18 protein-coding genes are annotated in these 23,143 nt (G+C 36.7%); 15 read left to right on the top strand and 3 right to left on the bottom strand.

The features are described from left to right. A partial coding sequence (locus QZ657_RS15420) for a pyridoxal phosphate-dependent aminotransferase (protein ID WP_291968002.1) occupies positions 1-839 on the top strand: 839 nt, incomplete at its 5' end. Positions 840-909: 70 nt separating this feature from the next. Here QZ657_RS15420 and QZ657_RS15415 read toward each other — a convergent pair. Together QZ657_RS15415 and trkA are read right to left on the bottom strand one after the other, a co-directional pair. Further along, a complete protein-coding gene (locus QZ657_RS15415; protein WP_291968001.1) occupies positions 910-2,403 on the bottom strand; it encodes a TrkH family potassium uptake protein in 1,494 nt (497 codons plus the stop codon). 1 nt (position 2,404) lies between these two features. After that, positions 2,405-3,754, bottom strand: coding sequence for a Trk system potassium transporter TrkA (gene trkA, locus QZ657_RS15410; RefSeq protein WP_276473696.1), 1,350 nt, complete (start codon positions 3,752-3,754; stop codon positions 2,405-2,407). Positions 3,755-3,983: 229 nt separating this feature from the next. Here trkA and ubiE point away from each other — a divergent pair, with 229 nt between their 5' ends. Both ubiE and QZ657_RS15400 read left to right on the top strand, forming a co-directional pair. Then, entirely contained in the window at positions 3,984-4,715 is a 732-nt protein-coding gene (ubiE, locus tag QZ657_RS15405) for a bifunctional demethylmenaquinone methyltransferase/2-methoxy-6-polyprenyl-1,4-benzoquinol methylase UbiE (RefSeq protein WP_291963642.1), read from the top strand. Between the two features lie 56 nt (positions 4,716-4,771). Next, on the top strand, positions 4,772-5,464 hold the full coding sequence (locus QZ657_RS15400; protein ID WP_291968000.1) for a porin family protein: 693 nt from the start codon (positions 4,772-4,774) through the stop codon (positions 5,462-5,464). An 83-nt stretch (positions 5,465-5,547) separates the two neighbouring features. Here QZ657_RS15400 and QZ657_RS15395 read toward each other — a convergent pair whose 3' ends face one another. Next, entirely contained in the window at positions 5,548-6,267 is a 720-nt protein-coding gene (locus QZ657_RS15395) for a TrmH family RNA methyltransferase (RefSeq protein ID WP_291967999.1), read from the bottom strand. A 54-nt stretch (positions 6,268-6,321) separates the two neighbouring features. On the opposite strand from QZ657_RS15395, the gene QZ657_RS15390 reads away from it, so the two are divergent. The 12 genes from QZ657_RS15390 (at position 6,322) to QZ657_RS15335 (ending at position 22,816) form a co-directional block, all read left to right on the top strand. After that, complete coding sequence (locus QZ657_RS15390; RefSeq protein WP_291967998.1) at positions 6,322-8,886, top strand: BamA/TamA family outer membrane protein; 2,565 nt, start codon at positions 6,322-6,324, stop codon at positions 8,884-8,886. Between the two features lie 60 nt (positions 8,887-8,946). Beyond that, the gene (gene fbaA / locus QZ657_RS15385; RefSeq protein WP_276473701.1) at positions 8,947-10,014 is read left to right on the top strand and encodes a class II fructose-bisphosphate aldolase; all 1,068 of its coding nucleotides are present in this window, start codon (positions 8,947-8,949) and stop codon (positions 10,012-10,014) included. Between the two features lie 29 nt (positions 10,015-10,043). Beyond that, positions 10,044-10,919 carry an acetyl-CoA carboxylase, carboxyltransferase subunit beta gene (accD, locus tag QZ657_RS15380; RefSeq protein ID WP_276473702.1) on the top strand — a complete coding sequence of 292 codons (876 nt, stop codon included), beginning with the start codon at positions 10,044-10,046 and terminating at the stop codon, positions 10,917-10,919. Positions 10,920-11,101: 182 nt separating this feature from the next. After that, entirely contained in the window at positions 11,102-11,371 is a 270-nt protein-coding gene (gene rpsO, locus QZ657_RS15375; protein WP_058106043.1) for a 30S ribosomal protein S15, read from the top strand. A gap of 211 nt (positions 11,372-11,582) precedes the next feature. Beyond that, positions 11,583-13,799 (top strand): polyribonucleotide nucleotidyltransferase, encoded by a 2,217-nt coding sequence (locus QZ657_RS15370; RefSeq protein WP_291967997.1) that lies wholly within the window; start codon positions 11,583-11,585, stop codon positions 13,797-13,799. A gap of 159 nt (positions 13,800-13,958) precedes the next feature. Beyond that, entirely contained in the window at positions 13,959-14,822 is an 864-nt protein-coding gene (locus tag QZ657_RS15365; RefSeq protein WP_036156158.1) for an RNA polymerase sigma factor RpoD/SigA, read from the top strand. 239 nt (positions 14,823-15,061) lie between these two features. Beyond that, positions 15,062-17,044 (top strand): type I pullulanase, encoded by a 1,983-nt coding sequence (pulA, locus tag QZ657_RS15360; protein ID WP_291967996.1) that lies wholly within the window; start codon positions 15,062-15,064, stop codon positions 17,042-17,044. Between the two features lie 27 nt (positions 17,045-17,071). Continuing rightward, positions 17,072-17,296, top strand: a complete 225-nt coding sequence (locus QZ657_RS15355) for a VF530 family protein (protein ID WP_291967995.1) — start codon at positions 17,072-17,074, stop codon at positions 17,294-17,296. Beyond that, positions 17,296-17,748, top strand: a complete 453-nt coding sequence (locus tag QZ657_RS15350; protein WP_091602181.1) for a tRNA (cytidine(34)-2'-O)-methyltransferase — start codon at positions 17,296-17,298, stop codon at positions 17,746-17,748. The genes QZ657_RS15355 and QZ657_RS15350 overlap by 1 nt, the downstream gene beginning before the upstream one ends. 244 nt (positions 17,749-17,992) lie before the next feature. Beyond that, a complete protein-coding gene (locus QZ657_RS15345; protein WP_291967994.1) occupies positions 17,993-21,109 on the top strand; it encodes a WD40/YVTN/BNR-like repeat-containing protein in 3,117 nt (1,038 codons plus the stop codon). Positions 21,110-21,191: 82 nt separating this feature from the next. Then, positions 21,192-21,842 carry a ribulose-phosphate 3-epimerase gene (gene rpe / locus QZ657_RS15340; protein ID WP_291967992.1) on the top strand — a complete coding sequence of 217 codons (651 nt, stop codon included), beginning with the start codon at positions 21,192-21,194 and terminating at the stop codon, positions 21,840-21,842. Further along, positions 21,839-22,816, top strand: a complete 978-nt coding sequence (locus QZ657_RS15335) for a YpdA family putative bacillithiol disulfide reductase (protein WP_291967990.1) — start codon at positions 21,839-21,841, stop codon at positions 22,814-22,816. Before rpe ends, QZ657_RS15335 begins: the two co-directional genes overlap by 4 nt. Positions 22,817-23,143: the final 327 nt, after the last annotated feature.

The following is a 23,143-nucleotide window of genomic DNA, read 5'->3' as shown; positions in this document are numbered from 1 at the left end:
AAGTAATTTTACCTTGTCCTTACTGGGTAAGTTACAGCGATATCGTAAAATTGGCAGATGGTGTACCAGTAGAAGTACCTACCACTTTGGAGAATGATTTTAAAATGACTCCTGAGCAGTTGGAAGCCGCTATTACACCAAAAACAAAAATGTTGTGGTACAGCTCTCCTTGTAACCCAAGTGGGTCTATTTACAGTAAAGAAGAATTACGTGCACTGGCGGACGTACTTCAAAAGCATCCTCAAATCATAGTGGTGAGCGATGAAATCTACGAGCACATTAATTATGGTGTTACGGCACACGCCTCAATGGCCGAATTTGAAGATATGTATGACCGTACCGTTACTGTAAACGGTGTTGCCAAAGCATTTGCGATGACCGGATGGAGAATTGGATACATTGGTGCTCCTGCGTACATTGCACGTGCTACCAATAAATTACAAGGCCAGGTAACCAGTGGTGCAAACTGTATAGCACAACGCGCAGTTATTACAGCTTTAGAAGAATCACCAGAGCGTATAAAGTATATGGTCGATGAGTTTAAAGAAAGACGTAAACTCATTTTAAGCTTATTGAATGATATTGAAGGTTTTAAATGTAATGAGCCAGAAGGTGCATTTTATGTATACCCAGATGTTACCGCTTACTTTGGAAAAACCTTGAGAGGAAAGCAAATTAATAACGCATCTGATTTTTCTATGTACATACTGGAAGAAGCAAATGTAGCTACCGTTACGGGAGATGCTTTTGGTAATGGAAACTGTATTCGTATTTCTTATGCGGCGTCAGTAAAAGAAATCAAAGAAGCAATATCAAGAATTAAAGAAGCCCTGAAGTAAACCTCAACCTATATTCATAAAAAAGTCCCTTTAGAAAAGGGACTTTTTTATTTCTACTAATCTTTATCAATTAAGTACTCTTCCAAAAATAAGGAGTCAACAAAATTAGTACGGTAAATAACTCTAACCTACCGGCAAGCATTAAAAATCCGCACCACCATTTTGCAAGATCGGGCAAGCTGTTAAAATTACTTACAGGATTTAAACTCCCTAAAGCAGGACCTACGTTACCTAATGAAGATGCCGCCCCGCCTATGGCAGATTCAAAATCTAATCCTAAGAAGCCTAATACCAGGGCACCAATTATAAATAGCAGCATATACAGCACAAAGAACCCTATGATATTATAGACAATCTTCTCTTTAACGGTTTTGTTATTATAACGTACAGGTATAATGGCATTGGTATGTAATGTTCGCTTAAACTCCAATACCCCGTTCTTAATAATCAATAAATGTCGCATTACTTTTATACCACCGGCAGTAGACCCTGCAGAACCACCCAAAAAGAACAGCCCGAAGAAAAATACGGTTAAAAAAGGTGTCCACTGTGTAAAATCGGCACTAACAAAACCAGTAGTGGTTATTACAGAGATAATCTGAAAAAATGAATGTCTAAAAGCACTCTCCGCCTTACCCAATACCATAGGATAACCTGGCGTAAGTTCTGTGATATTTGCTTGAAAATAAACCACTAGAGCCACTATTATGGTAAATACCGTAACAAAACCGGCATAATACCTAAATTCCTCATCTTGCAAAACCTTCTGTACTTTGCCCTTAAATGCGAAATAGCTCAGCACAAAGTTGCTACCGGCCAAAAACATAAAGAATATAATGATATATTGAATAATGGGCTGGTCATTATAATAAGCGACACTGGCATTTTTAGTTGAAAAACCTCCGGTAGACAGCGTTGCCATAGCATGGTTTACAGCATCAAAGAAAGACATACCCGCAACCTGCAACAATATCGTTTCTGCCACGGTATAACCAAAATATATTAACCATAGCCGCTTTGCCGTATCTGTTATTCTTGGATGCAATTTATCTCCAGTAGGTCCTGGAGCCTCTGCCGAAAATAATTGCATACCACCAATACCTAGCAATGGTAATATTGCTATAGCCAAAACGATTATACCCATACCACCGATCCAATGGGTCAGGCTTCGCCAGAAAAGAATGCCCTCTGGCATTGCTTCAATATCATCCATAATGGAAGCGCCCGTTGTCGTGTAACCTGAAATAGTTTCAAAAAAAGCGTTTGTAACCGTGGGCAATGCACCAGAAAACAGATATGGCAACATACCGGAAATAGACATTACGATCCAACCAAAAGTTACGATAATGTACCCCTCCTTCTGTTTCACTTCTTTTTTATGCCCTCTGGTATAGTACATCATAAAGACCCCAACAAACATGGTGGTTATAGATGCAAGCGCAATACTTAACGTTGCTCCATCTTGGTATACCCCACTTACTACAGCCGCTAGAAGCATAAAGCCTCCGTTGCAAAGCAATAGAAGCCCCATTATGTGAATTATGATTCTTAAATTTAGCCGCATCTTAAAGGAACATTCGTTCTATTTTTGGAATTTCGGAAGGTAGACAACAAACTACCACCCTATCGCCTTCCTGTATTTTAAACCCACCAAGTGCTATATGGCCTTGACCATCTCTTACTACTCCACCAATTGTGGCCGCTTTTGGAAAATCCAATTCCCGTATGGTCGTTCCCGTTACTTTAGAGTTTCTTTTTACGATAAACTCCAAAATTTCTGCATTTAAATTGTTCAAGCGCATTAAGGCAACAACCTCACCTTTACGTATATGTCTAAATATATTGTTTGCCGCAAGAAGTTTTTTATTGATCAAGGTATCAATACCTATAGAATGAGATAACTGAAAATAGTCCATATTTTCAACCAGAGCAATAGTCTTCTTTATATATTTTGATTTTGCGACCAAGCATGACATAATATTAGTTTCCGAATTTCCGGTAACCGCAATAAAGGCATCCATAGATTCCAAACTCTCCTCATCTAACAATTCTACATTTCTACCATCTCCGTTAATCACCAATGCATTTGGCAATTCATCTGCCAAATCAAAAGCTTTCTCCTTATTCTTCTCGATCAACTTTACGTTGAATTTATTGGCACAAAGATCTCTAGCCGTTTTGTACCCTACTTTACTTCCTCCAAGAATCATCACATTCTTGATTTCTGCCTTCTTTTTCCCGGTAAGTTTATAAAGCTCATCAACGCCTTTTTTTACGGTAATAAAGTATACCTGGTCTCCTTCTTTAAAAAGGGTATCTCCCCTAGGTATTACCGTATATTGCGTACCGGTTCGCTGCAACGCAATAGGCATAAAGTGCAATTCCGGAAAAATCTTTGCCGCCTCCTTTACCTGCTTACCCACAAAAGGTGCGGATTTAAGTAATGAGACACCAACCATTATCAACTCACCATCTTCAAATTCGTAGGTATCGTTAAAAGCAGATTTATTAAGAAGCATCTGTATTTCAGTTGCCGCCAAAGCTTCTGGAGATATCAGTTCATCAATTCCTAAATCCGAGAATCGTAATAGCTCTTTATTTTTTATGAATTCGGTATTTGAAATTCTTGCAATCGTTCGCTTACATCCCAATTGTTTTGCCAACATGCAAAGCGTTAAATTGGTAGTTTCAGAAGAAGTTACCGCAATAACCAAATCCGAATCTTTTACTTGAGCATCATTTAATACCGCAATAGAAGTTGCATCACCTTTTAAAACTCGTATATCTAGATGATTATCCGCATACGCAAGACTTTCTTTTTTAGAATCGATCAAGGTAATATCTTGTGACTCATAAGAGAGTAATTTGGCTAAATGAAAGCCTACTTCTCCAGCACCAGCAATTATAATCTTCATTTATTTTATTAGAGCGCTAAAAATCAAGCACAAATTTTTACTCTTAACTATTATGTATACTTAAAAGTAGTCTTGAAAAACAATAGCATTTATTAAGGCACAAAATTACATAATTAAATTAGTTTAATCTTTATTTTCAATTCTTTAACCCATCAATTAGTAACCTAAGTAGTTAAAATGGAATTAAGCATTAGCTATATTGTATATTTGTCAAAAAAATTGCAATAAAATGCCCCAAAAAGTCACTCCATATAAAAACTCCGATTTAGGAAAAAAAGAGCAGGTTACTCAAATGTTCGATACTATTTCTAAAAATTACGACGGCTTAAATCGTGTAATTTCTTTTGGAATTGATATTAAATGGCGCAGGAAAGTGGTTGAAATTTTAAAAAAAGAACAACCCCGATCTATATTGGATATTGCAACAGGTACTGGAGATTTAGCCATTGCCCTTGTCAAAACTGGCGCAGAAAAAATTGTAGGTCTAGACATCTCCCCCGGCATGCTAGCTGTTGGCAAAGAAAAAGTGAGCGACAAAAAGCTTGACAGTACTATTGAAATGGTGGTAGGCGATAGTGAAAAACTTACATTTGACGACAATTCTTTTGATGCGGTAACGGTATCTTTTGGCGTTAGAAATTTTGAAACCCTAAATACCGGGATGGCAGAAATTCTACGTGTATTGAAACCTAAAGGAACTTTGGTGGTATTAGAAACCTCTGTACCTACAAAAACACCGTACAAACAAGGCTATAATTTTTATACCAAAAACATTCTTCCCTTAATTGGAAAATTATTTTCCAAGGATGATTCTGCATATGGCTATTTAAGCGAATCGGCTTCCGTTTTTCCTCATGGCGAAAACTTCAACAATATTTTACGCGAAATTGGGTTTATAGATGTAACAAATAAACCTCAAACATTTGGGGTTGCATCAATATATGTTGCAAAAAAGGGTTGATCGCAATATTTATCCACAATATATTTTTGATGCATGACAATAGCAAACCAGGATATATGAAAAAGTGGTTTTTTATAAGCCTAACGTTGTTGATTACGAATTTGATCAGTGCTCAATTCAACGAAAGTCCTATATTGAATAAACAGAACGAAGACAAAAAACTCTTGAACTGGGGTTATTTTCTTGGTTTAAACCAATATGATTTTAAAATTGAATACAAAGAAAATGCCCAAGATATTTTGGTCAGTAAAAGTTTTGGATTTAATGTTGGATTAATTGGCGAGGTGCGAGTGAATGAATTCTTAGATGTTCGCTTTGAACCCGGGTTACATTATGGATCTAGGTTAATGGGTTTTCCAGGTTTTGAAGATGAGCGTGATGCTATACGGGAAGTTAAATCTACTTATATTAATTTTCCGTTACTGCTAAAAGCAAGCACTAGAAGATATGGCAATTTTAAACCATTTCTTTTAGGCGGTGTTTCTACAGGACTCAATTTAGGGAGCAATGAAGAAAGTCTTGATGACAACAGTACCGGTACCTTTAGAATGAAAAAATGGGTATACAATTATGAACTTGGTTTTGGAATTGACTTCTACCTGGAGTATTTTAAATTTACCCCATCTATTCGTGGAGTTTTTGCCATTACCGATGAGCTAGTGCCGGACAATGACCCTAACAGCCCATGGACCAGAAACATTGAGTCACTAAAAACACGGGGCATCTTCATCAACTTCACTTTTGAATAGCAATTAGCAATTAGCAATTAGCAATTAGCAATTAGCAATTAGCAATTAGCAAAAGCTAAAAAATTTTCAATTAAAAAACCGCGCTATTTTCTTATTTCGTGTAATAGAATTGCCGTTGCAGAAGCCACATTTAAGCTTTCTGTAGTAGCACCTCCAAATTGTGGTATTGCCAACCTTGCCGTGCACAATTTCGCTACAGATCCAGATACCCCCTTACCTTCATTACCCATAATCATAATTCCTTTTTCTGGTAGCTTAGTCTTGTTTACGCTTACACCGTTCATAAATGTGCCATAAACAGGTAACTCTGTTTCCAACAAAAAAGTTTTAAGTTCCGTGTACCTAATATTCACCCTTGTAATAGAACCCATAGTTGCCTGCAATACTTTAGGATTATAACAATCAACCGTTTCTAAAGAACATACAATATCACTTACACCAAACCAATCGCTAAGTCTAATAATGGTCCCTAAATTACCTGGATCTTGCACTCCATCAAGTACCAGAACCCAATCAGAACTTATTTTTCTAGTTGGTTCCGGTATATAAAACACCCCAAGATATCCGTTAGGGTTCTTTAAACTGCTCATTTGACCAAGTTCCCTAGCAGTTACTTTTTCAACATGCTCTCTACCTACTTCCAGACCTAAGGGATCAACTGCAAAAAGCTTGTATATTTTCATATCAGAATTCACTACTTCTTCAATAGCCTTTTTTCCTTCAACTACAAATAGCCTATGCTCATTTCGGCATTTTTTTTGCTGTAGACTTTTGATAAGTTTCAATTCACTTTTGACAACCATTCAAATAATGTATTTTTGATTTCTATGAGGATGGCACTTTGCTCCAAAAACATCATGGCTAAAATAAGCTTATTATCCCTACTGGCAATAGTCCTGTTATCCTGTAACTCGCTAAAGAAAGTTGGGGACAATGAATATTTGGTGGTCAAAAACGCCGTTTACGCAGATTCTATCAAAGTAAACGATGAAGAACTGGAAAGCCTCATCTACCAAAAATCCAACTCTACCGTTCTAGGTTATCCCCTAAGACTTAATCTTTATAACCTAGCCAAAGAAAATCCAGACTCATCATATAACGCTTGGTTAAACAAAAAAGAGAACAGAAAAAAAAGACTTGATAAACTGCTTTCAGAAAAACAGGTTGAACGCCTAGGAGAGTCTTTTATAGTAAAAGGACTTAGTAATTGGCTAAAGGATATTGGCGAAGAACCTACAATTTTAGATACTACAAAAACACGTTTAAGCCTAGCAAAACTGAGTGCCTATTACCAAAGCAAAGGATATTTTACAAATAATACTACGTATGAAATTGACAGTACCAGGCACAAAAAAGTTAAAGTAAATTATCATATTGATCTTGGTGACCCATACATGATCGATTCGCTCACTAACAATATCTCGTCTACGGCAATAGACAGTTTGTACTTTTTAAATTCCGCTGAGTCCCTTATAAAAGAAGGACAACAGTTCAACTTAAGTAATTTTAATAATGAAAGAGAAAGATTAACCGGTATTTTTAGAAATAGCGGTATACGTAACTTTCAAGAAAGCTCTATTACCTTTGATATTCTAAGAGATACTATAAAAGCGGCAAATGATCAACAAATGAACATTACGTTGAACATTGGTGACCTAAAGACCAGAGGAGAGAACGAAGTGACGACTTCTGCGTATAAAGTAGAGACTATAAACAAAATAAATATTTACACTGACTACCTTTCTGCAAATTCTCAAGATTCATTGTATTCTATAGACTACCAAGACTATACCATTCATTATTCAAAGAATTTTGATATCAAACCAAAAACTTTGGCCAATGCCGTTTTTTTCAAAAAAGATAGTATATACAGGGACGTAGACAAAATAAGGTCATCTAGACAATTAAACGCACTCAACGTATTTAAATACCCAAACATAATTTTTGAGGCAGATTCTGTAGGCAACAAAGTTAACACCAACATATATCTAGCACCAAAAACCAAATACGCCCTTGGAACTAATTTTGAAGTAAGCCGATCTAACTTACGTAGATTAGGTTTAGGTCTTGGCACTACCCTTCTAATACGAAATATTTTTAAAGGTGCGGAAAATTTGAGTATTTCCGCAAATGGCTCTTATGGTCTATTAAGTAGCAATACGTTTGAGGCCAATTACTTCTCTGAATTCGGTGGTGATATCTCATTGGATTTTCCAAGAATCTGGTTTCCTTTCATCAATACCTCTAGATTAATCCCAAATTACACGTTGCCCAAAACCAGAATTGCCATAGGTACCAATTTTCAGAACAATATAGGCTTGGACAAACAAACTCTTAATGCTGTTATTGGCTATAATTGGGCACCTAGTGATTTTGTGAAACATGAAGTTGAATTACTAAATATTCAATTTGTCAGAAATGTAAACGAAGAAAGGTTCTACAATGTTTATACCAACACTTATGAGTTATTAGATGATATTGCAGATGGTTATGAAGACCCAGATTTATATCCTGAACTAACAGATTTTTTTGAGGCTGGGGATAGTGACACTGAATTAAATTTAATAATCCCGTCAGGAACAAGTGGTTTTACAAATGCAATTTTAGATGGTGATGTCTCTTCTTCAAGTGATGATTTTGATGATGTAAACACCATTGAAGAAAGACGAATTAGATTGACCGAGAACAATTTAATATTCGCATCCAATTACACATTTAACAAGACCAATAGAACCGGGCCTATTGATAATTCTTTTTACCAATTTCGCTGGAAGGTGGAAGGAGCAGGTAATGTATTATCGGCAATTTCATCTGTAATTCCATTCAATAAAAATGACGATGAACAGTTATTGGTATTTGGTGTTCCCTTCTCACAATACATAAAAAATGAGTTTGAGTATGTGAAGTACTGGGATTTAAAACGAGCTAACGTCCTGGCCGCAAGAGCATTTTTCGGTATCGCTATTCCCTATGGCAACTCTGACAACATCCCCTTTGTTCGTAGTTATTTTGGAGGCGGATCAAATGACAACAGAGCTTGGTTCCCTTATTCATTGGGTCCGGGAAGCACTTCTGCAATTAATGACTTCAATGAAGCAAACTTAAAACTGGCTTTTAACCTAGAATATAGATTTCCTGTTGCTGGCGATATTAACGGTGCTATTTTTGCCGACGCAGGAAATATTTGGAACGTTCTTGATAATGTTGAAGACCCAAATGCAACTTTTGACGGAATTGCATCTTTAAAGGACATTGCACTAGGCACCGGACTAGGACTTAGATATGATTTCACCTACTTCCTATTTCGATTAGACCTAGGTTTTAAAACTTACAATCCTGCTGAAATTCAATCAAAAAGATGGTTTAGAGATTACAATTTTGCAAATTCAGTATTACAAATAGGCATAAACTATCCCTTTTAAATATAATTGTTTTATTACTTTTGTTTTTCATTTTTTTAAGAAACAAACAACAACATAACTATGGCTCACAACATTAAACCGGGAGTTGCAACCGGAGATGAAGTTCAAGAAATCTTCAACTACGCAAAAGAAAAAGGATTTGCATTACCTGCAGTAAACGTAATAGGTTCTGACACTATTAATGGTGTTCTAGAAACTGCAGCTAGCTTAAACGCTCCCGTAATTATACAATTTTCAAATGGCGGAGCCCAGTTCAATGCCGGTAAAGGGCTTTCTAATGATGGGCAACAAGCTGCTATCTTAGGGGCTGTTGCAGGTGCCAAACATGTACACCAATTAGCAGAAGCTTACGGTGCTACGGTAATTTTACATACAGATCATTGTGCTAAAAAACTTTTACCTTGGATCGACGGACTTTTAGATGCCAGTGAAAAACATTTTGCCGAAACCGGTAAATCATTGTTCAGCTCCCATATGATCGATCTTTCTGAAGAGCCTTTAGAAGAGAACATTGAAATATGCAAAGGTTATCTGGAGCGCATGAGCAAAATGAACATGACCTTAGAGATCGAATTAGGTATTACAGGTGGTGAAGAAGATGGTGTAGATAATTCTGATGTAGATGATTCCAAACTATATACACAACCAGAAGAAGTAGCGTATGCTTATGAAGAGCTTTCTAAAGTTAGCCCTAGATTTACAATTGCCGCTGCTTTTGGTAATGTTCACGGGGTATACAAACCTGGTAACGTAAAATTGACCCCAAAAATCCTTAAAAATTCTCAAGAATATATTTCAGAAAAATACGGTGTAGAACATAACCATATTGATTTTGTATTCCACGGTGGATCTGGTTCTACTGTTGAAGAAATTAGAGAAGGTATTAGCTACGGTGTTATTAAAATGAACATTGATACAGATTTACAATACGCATTCTTATCTGGTGTTCGTGACTATGTGCAGGAGAACAAGGAGTATTTACAATCTCAAATAGGTAACCCTAAAGGAGCGGACGAACCAAACAAAAAGTTCTATGACCCAAGAGTTTGGTTAAGAAAAGGAGAAATATCCTTTATCGAAAGATTGAAAAAAGCATTTGAAGATTTAAATAACGTTAATACGTTATAATCGTATAGGATAACCATAAAATGGATGATATGACGGCTTGGTTTAAAAGAAAAGAAAAAGGTATACAAACCTCTACCGAAGAAAAGAAAGACACACCAAAAGGCTTGTGGTACAAATCGCCTACAGGTAAAATTGTTGAGTCAGACGATCTTGCAAAAAACTTTTATGTAAGTCCAGAAGATGATTATCATGTAAGAATTGGAAGCAAGGAATATTTTGAAATTCTTTTTGACGATAATAAGTTCACGGAACTTGACGAAAAACTTTCTTCCAAAGACCCTTTAAAATTCGAAGACACCAAGAAATATAGTGAGCGTTTAAAAGCAGCTCAGAAAAAAACAGGATTGAAAGATGCTGTTAGAACAGGCTTTGGCAAGTCTTATGGCAAAGACATTGTTATTTGCTGTATGGATTTTAAATTTATAGGAGGCTCAATGGGTAGTGTTGTAGGTGAGAAAATTGCCCGCGGTATAGATCACGCCATTAAGAAAAAAGTGCCTTTTATGATGATTTCTAAATCTGGTGGTGCTCGTATGATGGAAGCTGCCCTATCATTAATGCAATTAGCAAAGACATCTGCTAAATTGGCTCAATTATCTGAAGCTGGTTTACCATACATTTCTTTATGTACAGACCCAACAACGGGTGGTACAACTGCATCTTATGCTATGCTAGGTGATATCAATATTGCAGAGCCAGGAGCACTTATTGGTTTTGCAGGTCCAAGAATTGTAAAGGATACTACAGGTAAAGATTTACCTGAAGGTTTTCAATCTTCAGAATTTTTATTGGAACACGGCTTCTTAGATTTCATTTCACATAGAAGAGATTTAAAAAGAAAAGTAAATCTATACATAGATTTAATACAAAATAACCCTGTGAGGGCAGAAAAAGCTTCTGCTTAGTGTAGTAATGAAGAAACGCTTTCATTAATATATTTCGGTAAATTATAAAATGCTCGCCACATCAATTGATTTGGTGAGCATTTTTGATTATAAACATGCCGCACATTTCAATATTAATTGTATATTTGCGCCCTGATTGAAAAACAATCACATACATAAAAATCATTTAAAACAATATTGGAATGTATTTATCAAAAGAAGTAAAAGCCGAAATTTTTAAAAAATACGGCGGTAGTGCAGAAAACACTGGCTCTACAGAAGGACAAATTGCTTTGTTCACACACAGAATCAACCACTTGACCGGTCACTTGAAAAAGAATCACAAAGATTACAACACTGAGCGTTCACTTGTAAAATTGGTGGGTAAAAGAAGAAGTCTTTTAGATTACATGATTAAAAATGACATTGTAAAATACAGAGAGCTTATTAAAGAGCTAGGTATTAGAAAATAATTTTTAAAAAGGGGATAGTTTACTATCCCCTTTTTTTTAAGTACTCCATGCCTTAGGAGTTAAAGCCAAGTATTTTGGCAAAGGCAAACAAAAAGCTACACACGGTTTTTCATTGGTCAACACAACAACACAACAACTCCGACCAGAGAAAATTTCAGTCGGAAAGACCATTGTTTAACAAATCTGCATGAGCAGGTTTTAATCGAATTTTATGATTCCAAAAGTATTTAAAGAGGTCATTGACCTTGGGGATGGTAGAGAAATTTCTATCGAAACCGGAAAATTGGCAAAACAGGCACACGGTTCTGTTGTTGTACAATCAGGAAAATGTATGTTATTATGTACAGTTGTTTCCAACTACAAACAAAGTGATGTGGACTTTCTTCCACTAACGGTAGATTATCGTGAAAAATTTGCCGCTGCGGGTCGCTACCCAGGTGGTTTCTTTAAAAGAGAAGCAAGACCAAGTGACGGTGAAGTATTGACCATGCGTTTAGTGGATCGTGTACTACGTCCATTATTCCCAAAAGATTATCACTCTGAAACCCAAGTGATGATTCAATTAATGTCTCATGACGAAGACGTTATGCCAGATGCTATGGCAGGTTTAGCAGCTTCTGCAGCTATTCAATTATCAGATTTCCCTTTTGAATGTCCAATTTCTGAAGCTAGAGTTGGTCGTGTAAACGGTGAATTCATCATTAACCCAACTAGAGCTCAATTATTAGAATCTGACATTGATATGATGATCGGTGCTTCTGCAGATTCTGTGATGATGGTTGAAGGTGAAATGGATGAGATTTCTGAAGAAGAAATGACCGAAGCAATTAAGTTTGCTCATGAAGCCATTAAAGTACAGTGTGCTGCCCAAGTTAAATTAGCAGAAGCTTTTGGTAAAAAAGAAACACGTGAGTACGAGCCAGAAAGAGAAGATGCTGATTTAGCTCAGAAAATTCACGACATGGCATATGATAAAGTTTATGCTGTTGCACAAGCAGGTTCTGCCAAACATGAACGTAGTGCTGCATTTGGTGAAATCAAGGAAGAAATTATCGCTTCTTTTTCTGAAGAAGAGCAAGCAGATTTCGGCGGATTAATTTCTAAATACTACAGCAAAGCTGAAAAAGCCGCTGTTAGAGATTTGACATTGAATGAAGGTTTGCGTTTAGATGGTCGTAAGACAGATGAAATTAGACCTATTTGGTGTGAGGTAAACTATTTACCTTCTACTCATGGATCATCTATTTTCACACGTGGAGAAACTCAAGCTTTAGCTACGGTTACCTTAGGTACAAGTAGAGAAGCAAACCAAATAGACATGCCATCTTACGAAGGTGAAGAGCGTTTCTATTTACACTATAACTTCCCTCCTTTTTCAACAGGTGAAGCAAGACCTATTCGTGGAACATCTCGTAGAGAAGTTGGTCACGGTAACTTGGCTCAACGTGCATTAAAAGGAATGGTTCCTGAAGATTGTCCTTACACAGTACGTGTAGTATCTGAAATTTTAGAATCTAACGGTTCTTCTTCTATGGCTACTGTTTGTGCTGGTACCATGGCAATGATGGATGCCGGTGTTCAATTGAAAAAACCTGTTTCAGGTATTGCAATGGGATTGATTACAGATACTGAATCTGGAAAATACGCTGTTCTTTCCGATATCTTAGGTGATGAAGATCACTTAGGTGATATGGACTTTAAAGTAACCGGTACTGCAGATGGTATTACCGCTTGCCAAATGGATATTAAAGTAAAAGGATTGTCTTATGAAATTCTTGTAAACGCTTTAAAACAAGCTCGTGACGGTCGTTTACACATTTTAGGTAAAATTACCGAAACTATTGAAACACCAAATGCAGAGGTTAAGGATCACGCACCTACAATGGTTACTAGACGTATACCTAATGAGTTTATTGGAGCATTGATCGGTCCTGGTGGAAAAGTAATTCAGGAATTACAAAAAGAAACCGAGACTACAATCGTTATTAATGAAGACCCTGTTACAGAAGAAGGTATTGTTGAAGTATTAGGTGTTGGTAGCAAAGGTATTGATGCTGTTATGGCAAAAATAGATTCTTTATTATTTAAGCCAGAAGTTGGTAGCGTTTACGAAGTAAAGGTTATTAAAATGTTGGACTTTGGTGCTGTTGTAGAATATACAGACGCGCCAGGTAATGAAGTATTGTTACATGTATCTGAATTGGCATGGGAACGTACAGAAAATGTAACCGATGTTGTGAACATGGGTGACGTATTCGATGTTAAATACTTTGGTATAGACAAACGTACCCGTAAAGAGAAAGTATCTCGTAAAGCACTTTTACCAAAACCGGAAGGCTTTGTTGAAAGACCGCCACGTGATGATAAACGTAGAGACGATCGTCGTGGAAACGATCGTAATCGCGATAGAAAACCAAGAAGAGATTAACTCTTTGTAAGTTTATTCTTAAAGCCTCGACTAATTAGTTGAGGCTTTTTTTATGTAGTTCAACGGAAAAATGAACTTTTTTTTATTGAATTGTAACATTCGGAAGATTTTTACGTATAAGTATATGCAGTCTATGCAAATTGAACTTAATTTATTTTAATGAGACAGCTTAAGATTACAAAACAGGTCACCAATAGAGAGACCGCATCTTTGGACAAGTACTTACAAGAAATTGGAAAAGTGGACTTGATTACCGCTGATGAAGAAGTAGAGTTGGCACAACGCATCAAGGCAGGCGACCAGATCGCTCTTGAAAAACTTACCAAAGCCAACCTCAGATTCGTGGTGTCAGTTGCCAAGCAGTACCAAAACCAAGGACTTACTTTACCGGATTTGATTAACGAGGGAAACCTTGGTCTAATCAAAGCTGCACAGCGTTTTGACGAAACGCGGGGATTTAAATTTATCTCCTACGCCGTATGGTGGATCCGTCAATCTATATTACAAGCTTTGGCAGAACAATCTCGTATCGTTCGTTTGCCATTGAACAAAATTGGTTCTATCAATAAGATCAACAAAACTTTTGCCTTTCTAGAGCAAGCGCATGAAAGAATGCCTTCTCCAGAAGAAATTGCAAAAGAGTTGGATATGACCGTTGATGATGTAAAACAATCATTAAAAAACTCAGGTAGACACGTATCTATGGATGCTCCTCTAATTGATGGTGAAGATTCTAACCTTTACGATGTACTTCGTAGTGGTGAGTCTCCAAACCCAGATAGAGAATTGTTACATGAGTCTTTACGTACAGAAATTGAGCGTGCTTTAGAAACATTGACACCACGTGAAGCTGATGTTATTCGTTTGTATTTTGGTCTTGCTAATCAGCATTCCATGACTTTAGAAGAAATTGGTGAAACTTTTGACCTTACTAGAGAAAGAGTTCGTCAAATTAAAGAAAAAGCGATCAGACGATTAAAGCATACGTCTAGAAGTAAAATATTAAAAACGTATTTGGGTTAAAAATCCTTAGCGTTAAAGCTATAAAAATTACATGTTAAATATTCCTCAAATTGGTAATATGGCATATTAATTGTAATTTTAACGGTAACAACAGTTTATCATGACTGTTCGTTTTTTGATTGATGAATAAACTCCGGCTGATTACCGGAGTTTTTTCATTTATAATAGTTTCATAATTCACCTACTAAAAATTACCCCTTATAAGATTCTTAACTATCTTAGAAGCTTACACCATGCTAATGAGGCACATATTACTAATTTTTATAATTCTACTATTGTTTAATTCGTGTAAAATATCTGATAAAACCAAAGAATTTTATGACTTCCCTACGCCCGTTGAGGAAAATCTCTGGGTTGCCTATGGTAAAAATTCCACTTCATTTAAACTATGGTCCCCAAACGCAGAAGAAGTAGTATTAAGATTATTTAAAAAAGGTAATGATGTGGAAGCTTTTGAGATATATTCCCTTAAAAAGTCAACCACTGGTGTATGGCACATAGCAATTCAAGGAGATTTGAATGGAACATACTACACTTACCAAGTCAAAAACAACAATAAATGGTTAGATGAAACTCCCGGTATATATGCAAAAGCAGTAGGTGTTAACGGCAATAGAGCCATGGTGATAAATATGGAATCCACTAATCCTATTGGGTGGCACAATGATTGTGCTCCCCTGTTAAAACAACCAAATGAAGCCATTATTTATGAGCTACATGTACGTGATATGACCATACACGCACAATCTGGTTCATTCTATCCGGGTAAATATTTAGGGTTAACTGAAAAAGGTACTACTGCAAATAATAATGTATCCACAGGTATTGACCATTTAAAGGAACTGGGTATTACACATGTGCATCTTTTACCCTCTTTTGATCACTATTCTATTGATGAAACAAATTTAGATTCTCCACAATTTAATTGGGGATATGACCCAAATAATTATAACGTTCCAGAAGGTTCCTTTTCAACAGATCCATTTAATGCGGAAGTACGTATTAAGGAATTTAAACAAATGATCAAATCTTTCCATGACAATGGCATAGGTGTAATTATGGACGTTGTTTACAACCATACGGGCAGAACCGATACTTCTAATTTTAATCTTGAAGTTCCCGGTTATTATTACAGACATTGGCAAGACGGATCTTATTCAGATGCCGCTGCCTGCGGTAATGAAACTGCTTCTGAACGTAGTATGATGCGCAAATTCATGATAGAATCTGTCACCTATTGGACCAAAGAATATCATATTGATGGTTTTAGGTTCGATTTAATGGGCATTCATGACATTGAGACCATGAATAATATTGCAGATGCCGTTCTAAAATTAAACCCTGATGCATTACTTTACGGTGAAGGGTGGACCGCAGGAGATTCTCCTTTACCGGAAGAAAAGCGTGCCCTTAAAAAACACATGCAACAATTACCAAAAATTGCAGCTTTTAATGACGATTTGCGTGATGGACTAAAAGGGTCTGTTTTTGATGACCAGAGTTTAGGTTTTGTAAGTGGTGCCAAGAATAAACAAGAGTCTATAAAATTTGGAATTGTAGGAGCTATTCAGCATCCTGATGTCAACTACGATAGTGTTAATTATTCCAATACCCCTTGGACCAATGAACCTTGGCAATCTATAAATTATGTCTCTTGCCATGACAACCACACACTTTTTGACAAACTGAAAATTTCAAGACCAGATGCTGATGTAGAAACGTTAATAGCAATAGATAAACTAGCGAATGCCATTGTACTGACCTCACAAGGCACTCCGTTTCTACATGCCGGTGTAGATATGCTACGTACTAAAAATGGGGAACATAATTCCTATAACCTGCCAGATAGCATTAATCAAATCAATTGGAATTGGAAAATTGAGTATCATAAAGTGTTCAAATACTACAAAAATTTAATTCGCTTACGAAAAGAGCATCCTGCATTTTATATTTCCAATGCAAACGAAGTTCGCGAAAAAGTAAAATTCCAACATACCAATGATAGCCTTGTTTCTTTCATTATAGATCAGAATGCAAACAATGACAATTGGCAGAAAATACTGGTCATTTATAACGCATCAAACAAAAAAATAGATTATAAAATTGAAGGCGTTTGGCATAAAGCCGTTTCAGGTAGTACCTTTGACTTTGAAGGTTTACATTTAGTAAAAGATAACATTCAGGTTCCTGCACTTTCCATGTACGTTGCCTTTCAAAAATGAGTACTATTTATAATATAATCCAATCATATGAGTTCAGATTCTCAGCCCAACAACCCACTTCACGGTGTAAAGCTCGTGACCATTTTAGAAGAACTTACAGAGAAATACTCTTGGGAAGATTTAGCAGGACATGTAAATATCAATTGTTTTAAAAGTAACCCTTCTATAAAATCAAGTTTAAAGTTTTTACGTAGAACTCCATGGGCCAGAGAAAAAGTAGAACATTTATACTTACAATCTTTTAAAAAATAATGGGCTTTCATATTGTACTTATAGAACCTGAAATTCCTAACAACACCGGTAACATTGGCAGATTGGCACTTGGCACCGGTTCTACCTTGCATTTGGTTAAACCTTTTGGTTTTGAGCTAAGCGATAAAAGATTAAAAAGAGCGGGGCTAGATTATTGGCAACATCTTAATGTAGTCATGTATGAAAACGTAGATGCATTTTTTAAAGAACATGATGACAAAAAAATGATTTTCTTCTCTGCTACCGCAACCAAAAATCATTGGGAAATTGATTTTGAAGATGACATGTTCTTAGTTTTTGGAAAAGAATCTGTTGGGCTACCTAAGACCTTATTAAACAAACATCAAGAAAACGCGGTTAAGATACCATTATACAGTACACATATTAGAAGTCTTAATTTGGCAAATGCTGTTGCTATTTCCATTTATGAAGGTTTAAGACAAATCAACTAAAGCCCGTTTGACTTTACTTTTCAGAGCTGTTTTTATTAAAATTGCATCATACTCCTTGCATATACATTTGATAAAATAAGCACTTCATTTTTAGAATATTCTAAAGCAAAACGGCGTAATAATCGCTTATCGCATTAATAGGATTGACAAGTCGTTAAAATCTTCCTTTCCCTAATTATTCGCAGATTAAATGCTTATTTTCAAGCAACCAATTATTCAATTTACCCACCAAACAAAGACTCTTATGAACTCGAAAATTTCGGCAATTGTTGTCCTTCTATTTTTTTCCTTTACCTCTACTGTATTTGCGCAGAAAAAGAAAGCAAAAAATAATACTCAAGATGTTGTAATCGACAAAGCTTTCTATGAAAATTTGGAATGGCGAAATATTGGTCCTGTACGTGGAGGTCGATCACTTGGTTCTACGGGGAGCCCTAGCAGACCTAATGAGTATTATTTTGGAGCAACGGGCGGCGGATTATGGAAAACCACTGATGCTGGTAATGAATGGGAACCGGTTACGGATGGGCAAATAACCAGCTCTTCCGTAGGTGCGGTTGCAGTTGCCGAAACCAACCCAGATATTGTTTATATAGGCATGGGAGAAGTTCAATTGCGCGGAAGTATTACTCAAGGTGATGGTGTTTACAAATCTACTGATGCCGGTAAAACTTGGGAACACTTAGGTCTTGAAGAAACCCAAGCTGTTTCAAGAATCAGAATTCACCCTACAAATGAGAATATTGTTTATGTAGCGGCATTGGGCCATCCCTATGGCGACAATGAAGAAAGGGGCGTTTTTAAAAGTATTGATGGTGGAAAAACATGGAAGAAAACTTTATATGTTAGCGATAAGGCGGGTGCTGTAGATTTAATTATAGACAGTAACAACCCAAATGTTTTATACGCCAGCACTTGGCAAGTGCAACGTAAAGCTTGGAAGATGTGGGGCGGTGGCCCGGATTGTAAACTATGGAAATCTACCGATGGCGGAGAAACCTGGAGTGATCTGTCTAATAACCCAGGTATGCCCACAGGACCGTTAGGTAAAATTGGTATAACGGTATCCCCTGCAGATTCTAACCGTGTATGGGCCATTGTAGAAGCTAATGAAGGTGGTGTTTTTAGATCTGACGATGCCGGTAAAACATGGACCAAAACCAATGACGAAAGAAAACTAAGACAACGCGCATTTTACTATTCTAGAATTTACGCCGACCCTGTTGATAAAGAAACCGTATACGGACTAAATGTTGATTTTTGGAAGTCTACGGATGGTGGGGTAACTTTTGATACTGAAATTAAAGTTCCACATGGTGACAATCATGATCTTTGGATAGACCCTAACGATCCTAACAGAATGATCTCTTCAAACGACGGCGGTGGCGTGGTAAGTATCAACGGTGGTAAATCATGGACAGAGGAAGATTACACCACAACACAGTTATATCATGTAATGACCACAAACGATGTACCTTACCATGTGGCTGGTGCTCAACAAGATAATAGTACCATTGCCGTACCAAGTGATGGCTGGGGCCATATGCAGGCAAGAGGTCAAGGGGATGGTTGGGCATATGCCGTAGGTGGCGGCGAAAGCGGGTGGATTACCCAACACCCTACCAACTTGGATATATTTTATGCAGGTAGCCAAGGCGCACTCCTAACTAGGTATGATCGTAGTAACGGCCAATCTAGGGATATACAGGTGTATCCACGGTTTTTCTCTGGTGAACCGGCAAGCGCTTTGCCAGAACGTTGGCAATGGACCTTCCCTATTATGTTTGCACCACAAGATGAAAACGTAATGTATACCTGCTCCCAACATGTTTGGAAAACTACCGATGATGGTCAATCTTGGGAAAAAATAAGTCCTGATCTTACCTATGCAGACCCATCTACTTTAGGAAAGACCGGAGGTATCATTACCATGGATATGAACGGTCCTGAAATTTACGCAACCGTATTTGCACTTGCCCCATCTAATCATGACATTAATACCATATGGGCAGGATCAGATGATGGAAAAATACATATTACAAGAGACGGTGGCAAAAATTGGTCAGATATTACACCAAAAGAATTACCTAAATTTTCAAGGGTAAGTATTATTGACGAATCTCTTCACAATCCTGGTACGCTTTACGTAGCCGCCAATAGATACCAAGTAGACGACAGGCAACCCTATGTATTTAAAACCCATGATTATGGTAAAACTTGGACTAAAATTATTAATGGTATTGCAGACGGGCATTTTGTAAGAGCTGTTCGTGAAGATCCAGTAAGGGAGGGACTTTTATTTTTAGCTACGGAACATGGCGTATATTTCTCTATGAACGATGGCGAACTTTGGCAAAGCCTTCAACTTAAATTACCAGATACACCGGTAAGAGATTTGGTAGTTAAAGACTATGATGTTGTTCTTGGTACTCACGGAAGAGGCTTCTGGATTTTAGATGATATTCAACCGCTAAGACAGTATTCCCCAGAAATGGTTGAACAAGAAGCTATTCTTTTTAAACCTACCAACGCTATTAGAGGTGTCACAGATGCTTCTATTCAGTATTATCTTAAAGAAGAAAAAGATACCATCACCTTTGAAATTTTCGACGCAAATGACAAATTGATCAACACCTTTACCGGTAGCAAACCAAAATATGAAGTAGACCCTAATTTACCCTATTGGCTAAAAGGAGGCTCTACAAAGCCAACCACCGCAAAAGGGATAAACACGTTCACCTGGGATATGAGATACACAGGAGCTACAACATTTGACGGAATGATTATTTGGAGCGCAAGACCTGCCAGAGGTCCAAAAGCCCCCATAGGTTCTTACAAAGTTAAAATGAAGTCCGGAAATTATGAGCAAACCTATTCGTTCAATATAGAAATGGACCCAAATCTAAAAGGTATTACAAAAGAAGATTTGGATGAGCAATTTGAGCTTTCCAATAAAATTATGGAAAAAACTTCTGCTGCTAATGAAACGGTAATCAAAATACGTGATATCAAAAAGCAGCTTCAGGATGCTAAAGAAAAAATTGAAACTACCGACTATGAAACGATCGTAACGCCATTTCTTGGTGAGATCACTGAAGTTGAAGAAGCTCTTTACCAAGTTAAAAATCAATCAGGTCAAGATCCTTTGAACTTCCCAATTAAACTCAACAACAGATTGGCATCTTTACGCCGAAGTGTAGAATCTGGAGAAGCAAGACCAACAAACGGTGCTTACAAAGTGTATGAAGAGTTATCGGCAGAACTCACTATTGAGCTGAACAAATTGAACGGAATTTTTAACAAATACAAGTCAAAGGTAAATCCTATTCTCATAAAAAATGGCGGCAAGGCAATTGATTGATCGTAGTTAAAGCAAATCTAAAACCACTGTAGAACGAATTACAAATCCGTATTTTTGTACCGAACAATAAAGGTTTTATAAAATGAAAAAGGCAAGCATAGCGCCATCTCTTTTAGCTGCAGATTTTGGTAATTTACAACGCGATGTAGAAATGGTGAACGCCAGTGAAGCAACGTATCACCATATAGATGTCATGGACGGCGTTTTTGTTCCAAACATATCTTATGGTATGCCCGTAGTTAAAGCTATTCAAAAACATGCTACAATTCCTTTAGATGTGCATTTAATGATTGTTGACCCAGATAGGTATTTGGAAGAATTTGCCAAACTTGGAGCGCATATTCTAACCGTTCATTATGAAGCCTGCACTCATTTACACAGAACTATACAAGCCATGAAAGCTTTGGGCATGAAAGCAGGTGTTGCGTTAAATCCGCATACCAACGTATCTCTTTTAGAGGATATTATTCAAGATATTGATGTGGTTTTGATCATGAGCGTTAACCCTGGCTTTGGTGGACAATCGTTCATTGAAAACACCTATGATAAAATAAAAGTTGCAAAGGCAATGATTACCAGAAAAAATTCGTCTGCTTTGATTGAAATTGATGGTGGTGTTACTACAGCCAACTCTAAAAAATTAATTGATGCCGGCGCAGATATTTTGGTTGCTGGTAGTTTTGTTTTTAAAAGCGAAGACCCAACAACTACTATTAAAGATTTAAAGGGATGAAAACTGAATTTGATATTGTCATCGTTGGCGGAGGACCAATTGGTATAGCATGCGGATTAGAGGCTAAAAAAAACGGACTTTCTTATCTGATCATTGAAAAAGGACCTATTGTAAATTCCCTTTTCCACTACCCTAGCAATATGCAATTTTTTTCTTCATCGGAAAAATTGGAGATAGATGAAATACCATTTATCAGTAAAGAAGCCAAACCTAAAAGAGACGAGGCATTAGAATATTACAGACGAATTGTTACTTCAAATAAATTGCATATAAATTTGTTCGAAAAGGTTGAGAACGTCCAAAAAAAAGGAGAAACATTTACTGTCACATCCAACAAAAATACATACACATCAAAGCAAATTGTGGTAGCAACCGGTTTCTATGACTTGCCCAACTTACTGAATGTACCGGGAGAAGACTTAAAAAAGGTTGTTCATTATTACGATAATCCACATTATTATGCCGGGCAAAAAGTTGCAGTTATAGGGGCAAGCAATTCTGCAATTGATGCTGCCTTGGAATGTTACAGAAAAGGTGCCGAAGTTACACTGATCATTAGAGGTCCAGAAGTTGGTCAACGTGTAAAATATTGGGTAAGACCAGATATCATTAATCGTATAGAGGAAGGAAGTATTAAAGCCTATTTCAACACAACGGTTAAAGCCATTACCAAAAATAGTATCATTTTGAACACTGATACGGGCGAGGAAGAAATTGAAAATGATTTTGTTTTAGCGCTTATCGGATATAGACCAAATTTTAGTTTCTTAGAGAAATTAGGCGTAAATATTAGTGAAGATGATAAAAAGCTCCCTGAATACAATCCAGAAACCATGGAAACTAACGTGTCTGGGCTATACTTGGCCGGGGTGATATGTGGTGGTATGGAAACCCATAAATGGTTTATAGAAAACTCAAGAATACATGCTAAAATAATTGTGAAAGATATCATAACAAACTCTGTAACCACTTAATCTAAAAATTTTCATTAGAAACGATTATTGTTAACAGTGTATGATTGATATTTTATGTAGTGTACTTAACTACGAAATATATTATACTATTACCCTTAACCTTTTAGAGAATTTCTTATTCTCATTTTTACTACCGTAATGTTGAAATTAACTTTAACCTAAGTCAAAAGCTTTCAAATACAATATCAAGAGTCTTCTTTGATAGTTATAGAGTAATTAAATTTTTGACATATAAATAACCTGAACCAATTTGGTACCCGATAACGTTACGGTAATTATTGAAAGGATATTTTGGCAGTCCTAGACTTTAAGGTATAAAAAAAGCCC

The organism is Maribacter sp. (genome assembly GCA_020629415.1).
In the GTDB taxonomy this organism is placed as follows: domain Bacteria; phylum Bacteroidota; class Bacteroidia; order Flavobacteriales; family Flavobacteriaceae; genus Maribacter; species Maribacter huludaoensis.
This window is presented reverse-complemented; position numbering and strand designations above follow the sequence as displayed.

Bases quoted from the DNA above. Each gene is read 5' to 3' on its own strand.
- QZ657_RS15345 (WP_291967994.1), top strand. From the start codon at position 17,993: ATGAACTCGAAAATTTCGGCAATTGTTGTCCTTCTATTTTTTTCCTTT.
- pulA (WP_291967996.1), top strand. From the start codon at position 15,062: ATGAGGCACATATTACTAATTTTTATAATTCTACTATTGTTTAATTCG.
- accD (WP_276473702.1), top strand. From the start codon at position 10,044: ATGACGGCTTGGTTTAAAAGAAAAGAAAAAGGTATACAAACCTCTACC.
- QZ657_RS15355 (WP_291967995.1), top strand. From the start codon at position 17,072: ATGAGTTCAGATTCTCAGCCCAACAACCCACTTCACGGTGTAAAGCTC.
- rpsO (WP_058106043.1), top strand. From the start codon at position 11,102: ATGTATTTATCAAAAGAAGTAAAAGCCGAAATTTTTAAAAAATACGGC.
- QZ657_RS15350 (WP_091602181.1), top strand. From the start codon at position 17,296: ATGGGCTTTCATATTGTACTTATAGAACCTGAAATTCCTAACAACACC.
- ubiE (WP_291963642.1), top strand. From the start codon at position 3,984: ATGCCCCAAAAAGTCACTCCATATAAAAACTCCGATTTAGGAAAAAAA.
- QZ657_RS15400 (WP_291968000.1), top strand. From the start codon at position 4,772: ATGAAAAAGTGGTTTTTTATAAGCCTAACGTTGTTGATTACGAATTTG.
- QZ657_RS15415 (WP_291968001.1), bottom strand. From the start codon at position 2,403: ATGCGGCTAAATTTAAGAATCATAATTCACATAATGGGGCTTCTATTG.
- fbaA (WP_276473701.1), top strand. From the start codon at position 8,947: ATGGCTCACAACATTAAACCGGGAGTTGCAACCGGAGATGAAGTTCAA.
- QZ657_RS15335 (WP_291967990.1), top strand. From the start codon at position 21,839: ATGAAAACTGAATTTGATATTGTCATCGTTGGCGGAGGACCAATTGGT.
- trkA (WP_276473696.1), bottom strand. From the start codon at position 3,754: ATGAAGATTATAATTGCTGGTGCTGGAGAAGTAGGCTTTCATTTAGCC.
- QZ657_RS15395 (WP_291967999.1), bottom strand. From the start codon at position 6,267: ATGGTTGTCAAAAGTGAATTGAAACTTATCAAAAGTCTACAGCAAAAA.
- QZ657_RS15370 (WP_291967997.1), top strand. From the start codon at position 11,583: ATGATTCCAAAAGTATTTAAAGAGGTCATTGACCTTGGGGATGGTAGA.
- rpe (WP_291967992.1), top strand. From the start codon at position 21,192: ATGAAAAAGGCAAGCATAGCGCCATCTCTTTTAGCTGCAGATTTTGGT.
- QZ657_RS15390 (WP_291967998.1), top strand. From the start codon at position 6,322: ATGGCTAAAATAAGCTTATTATCCCTACTGGCAATAGTCCTGTTATCC.
- QZ657_RS15365 (WP_036156158.1), top strand. From the start codon at position 13,959: ATGAGACAGCTTAAGATTACAAAACAGGTCACCAATAGAGAGACCGCA.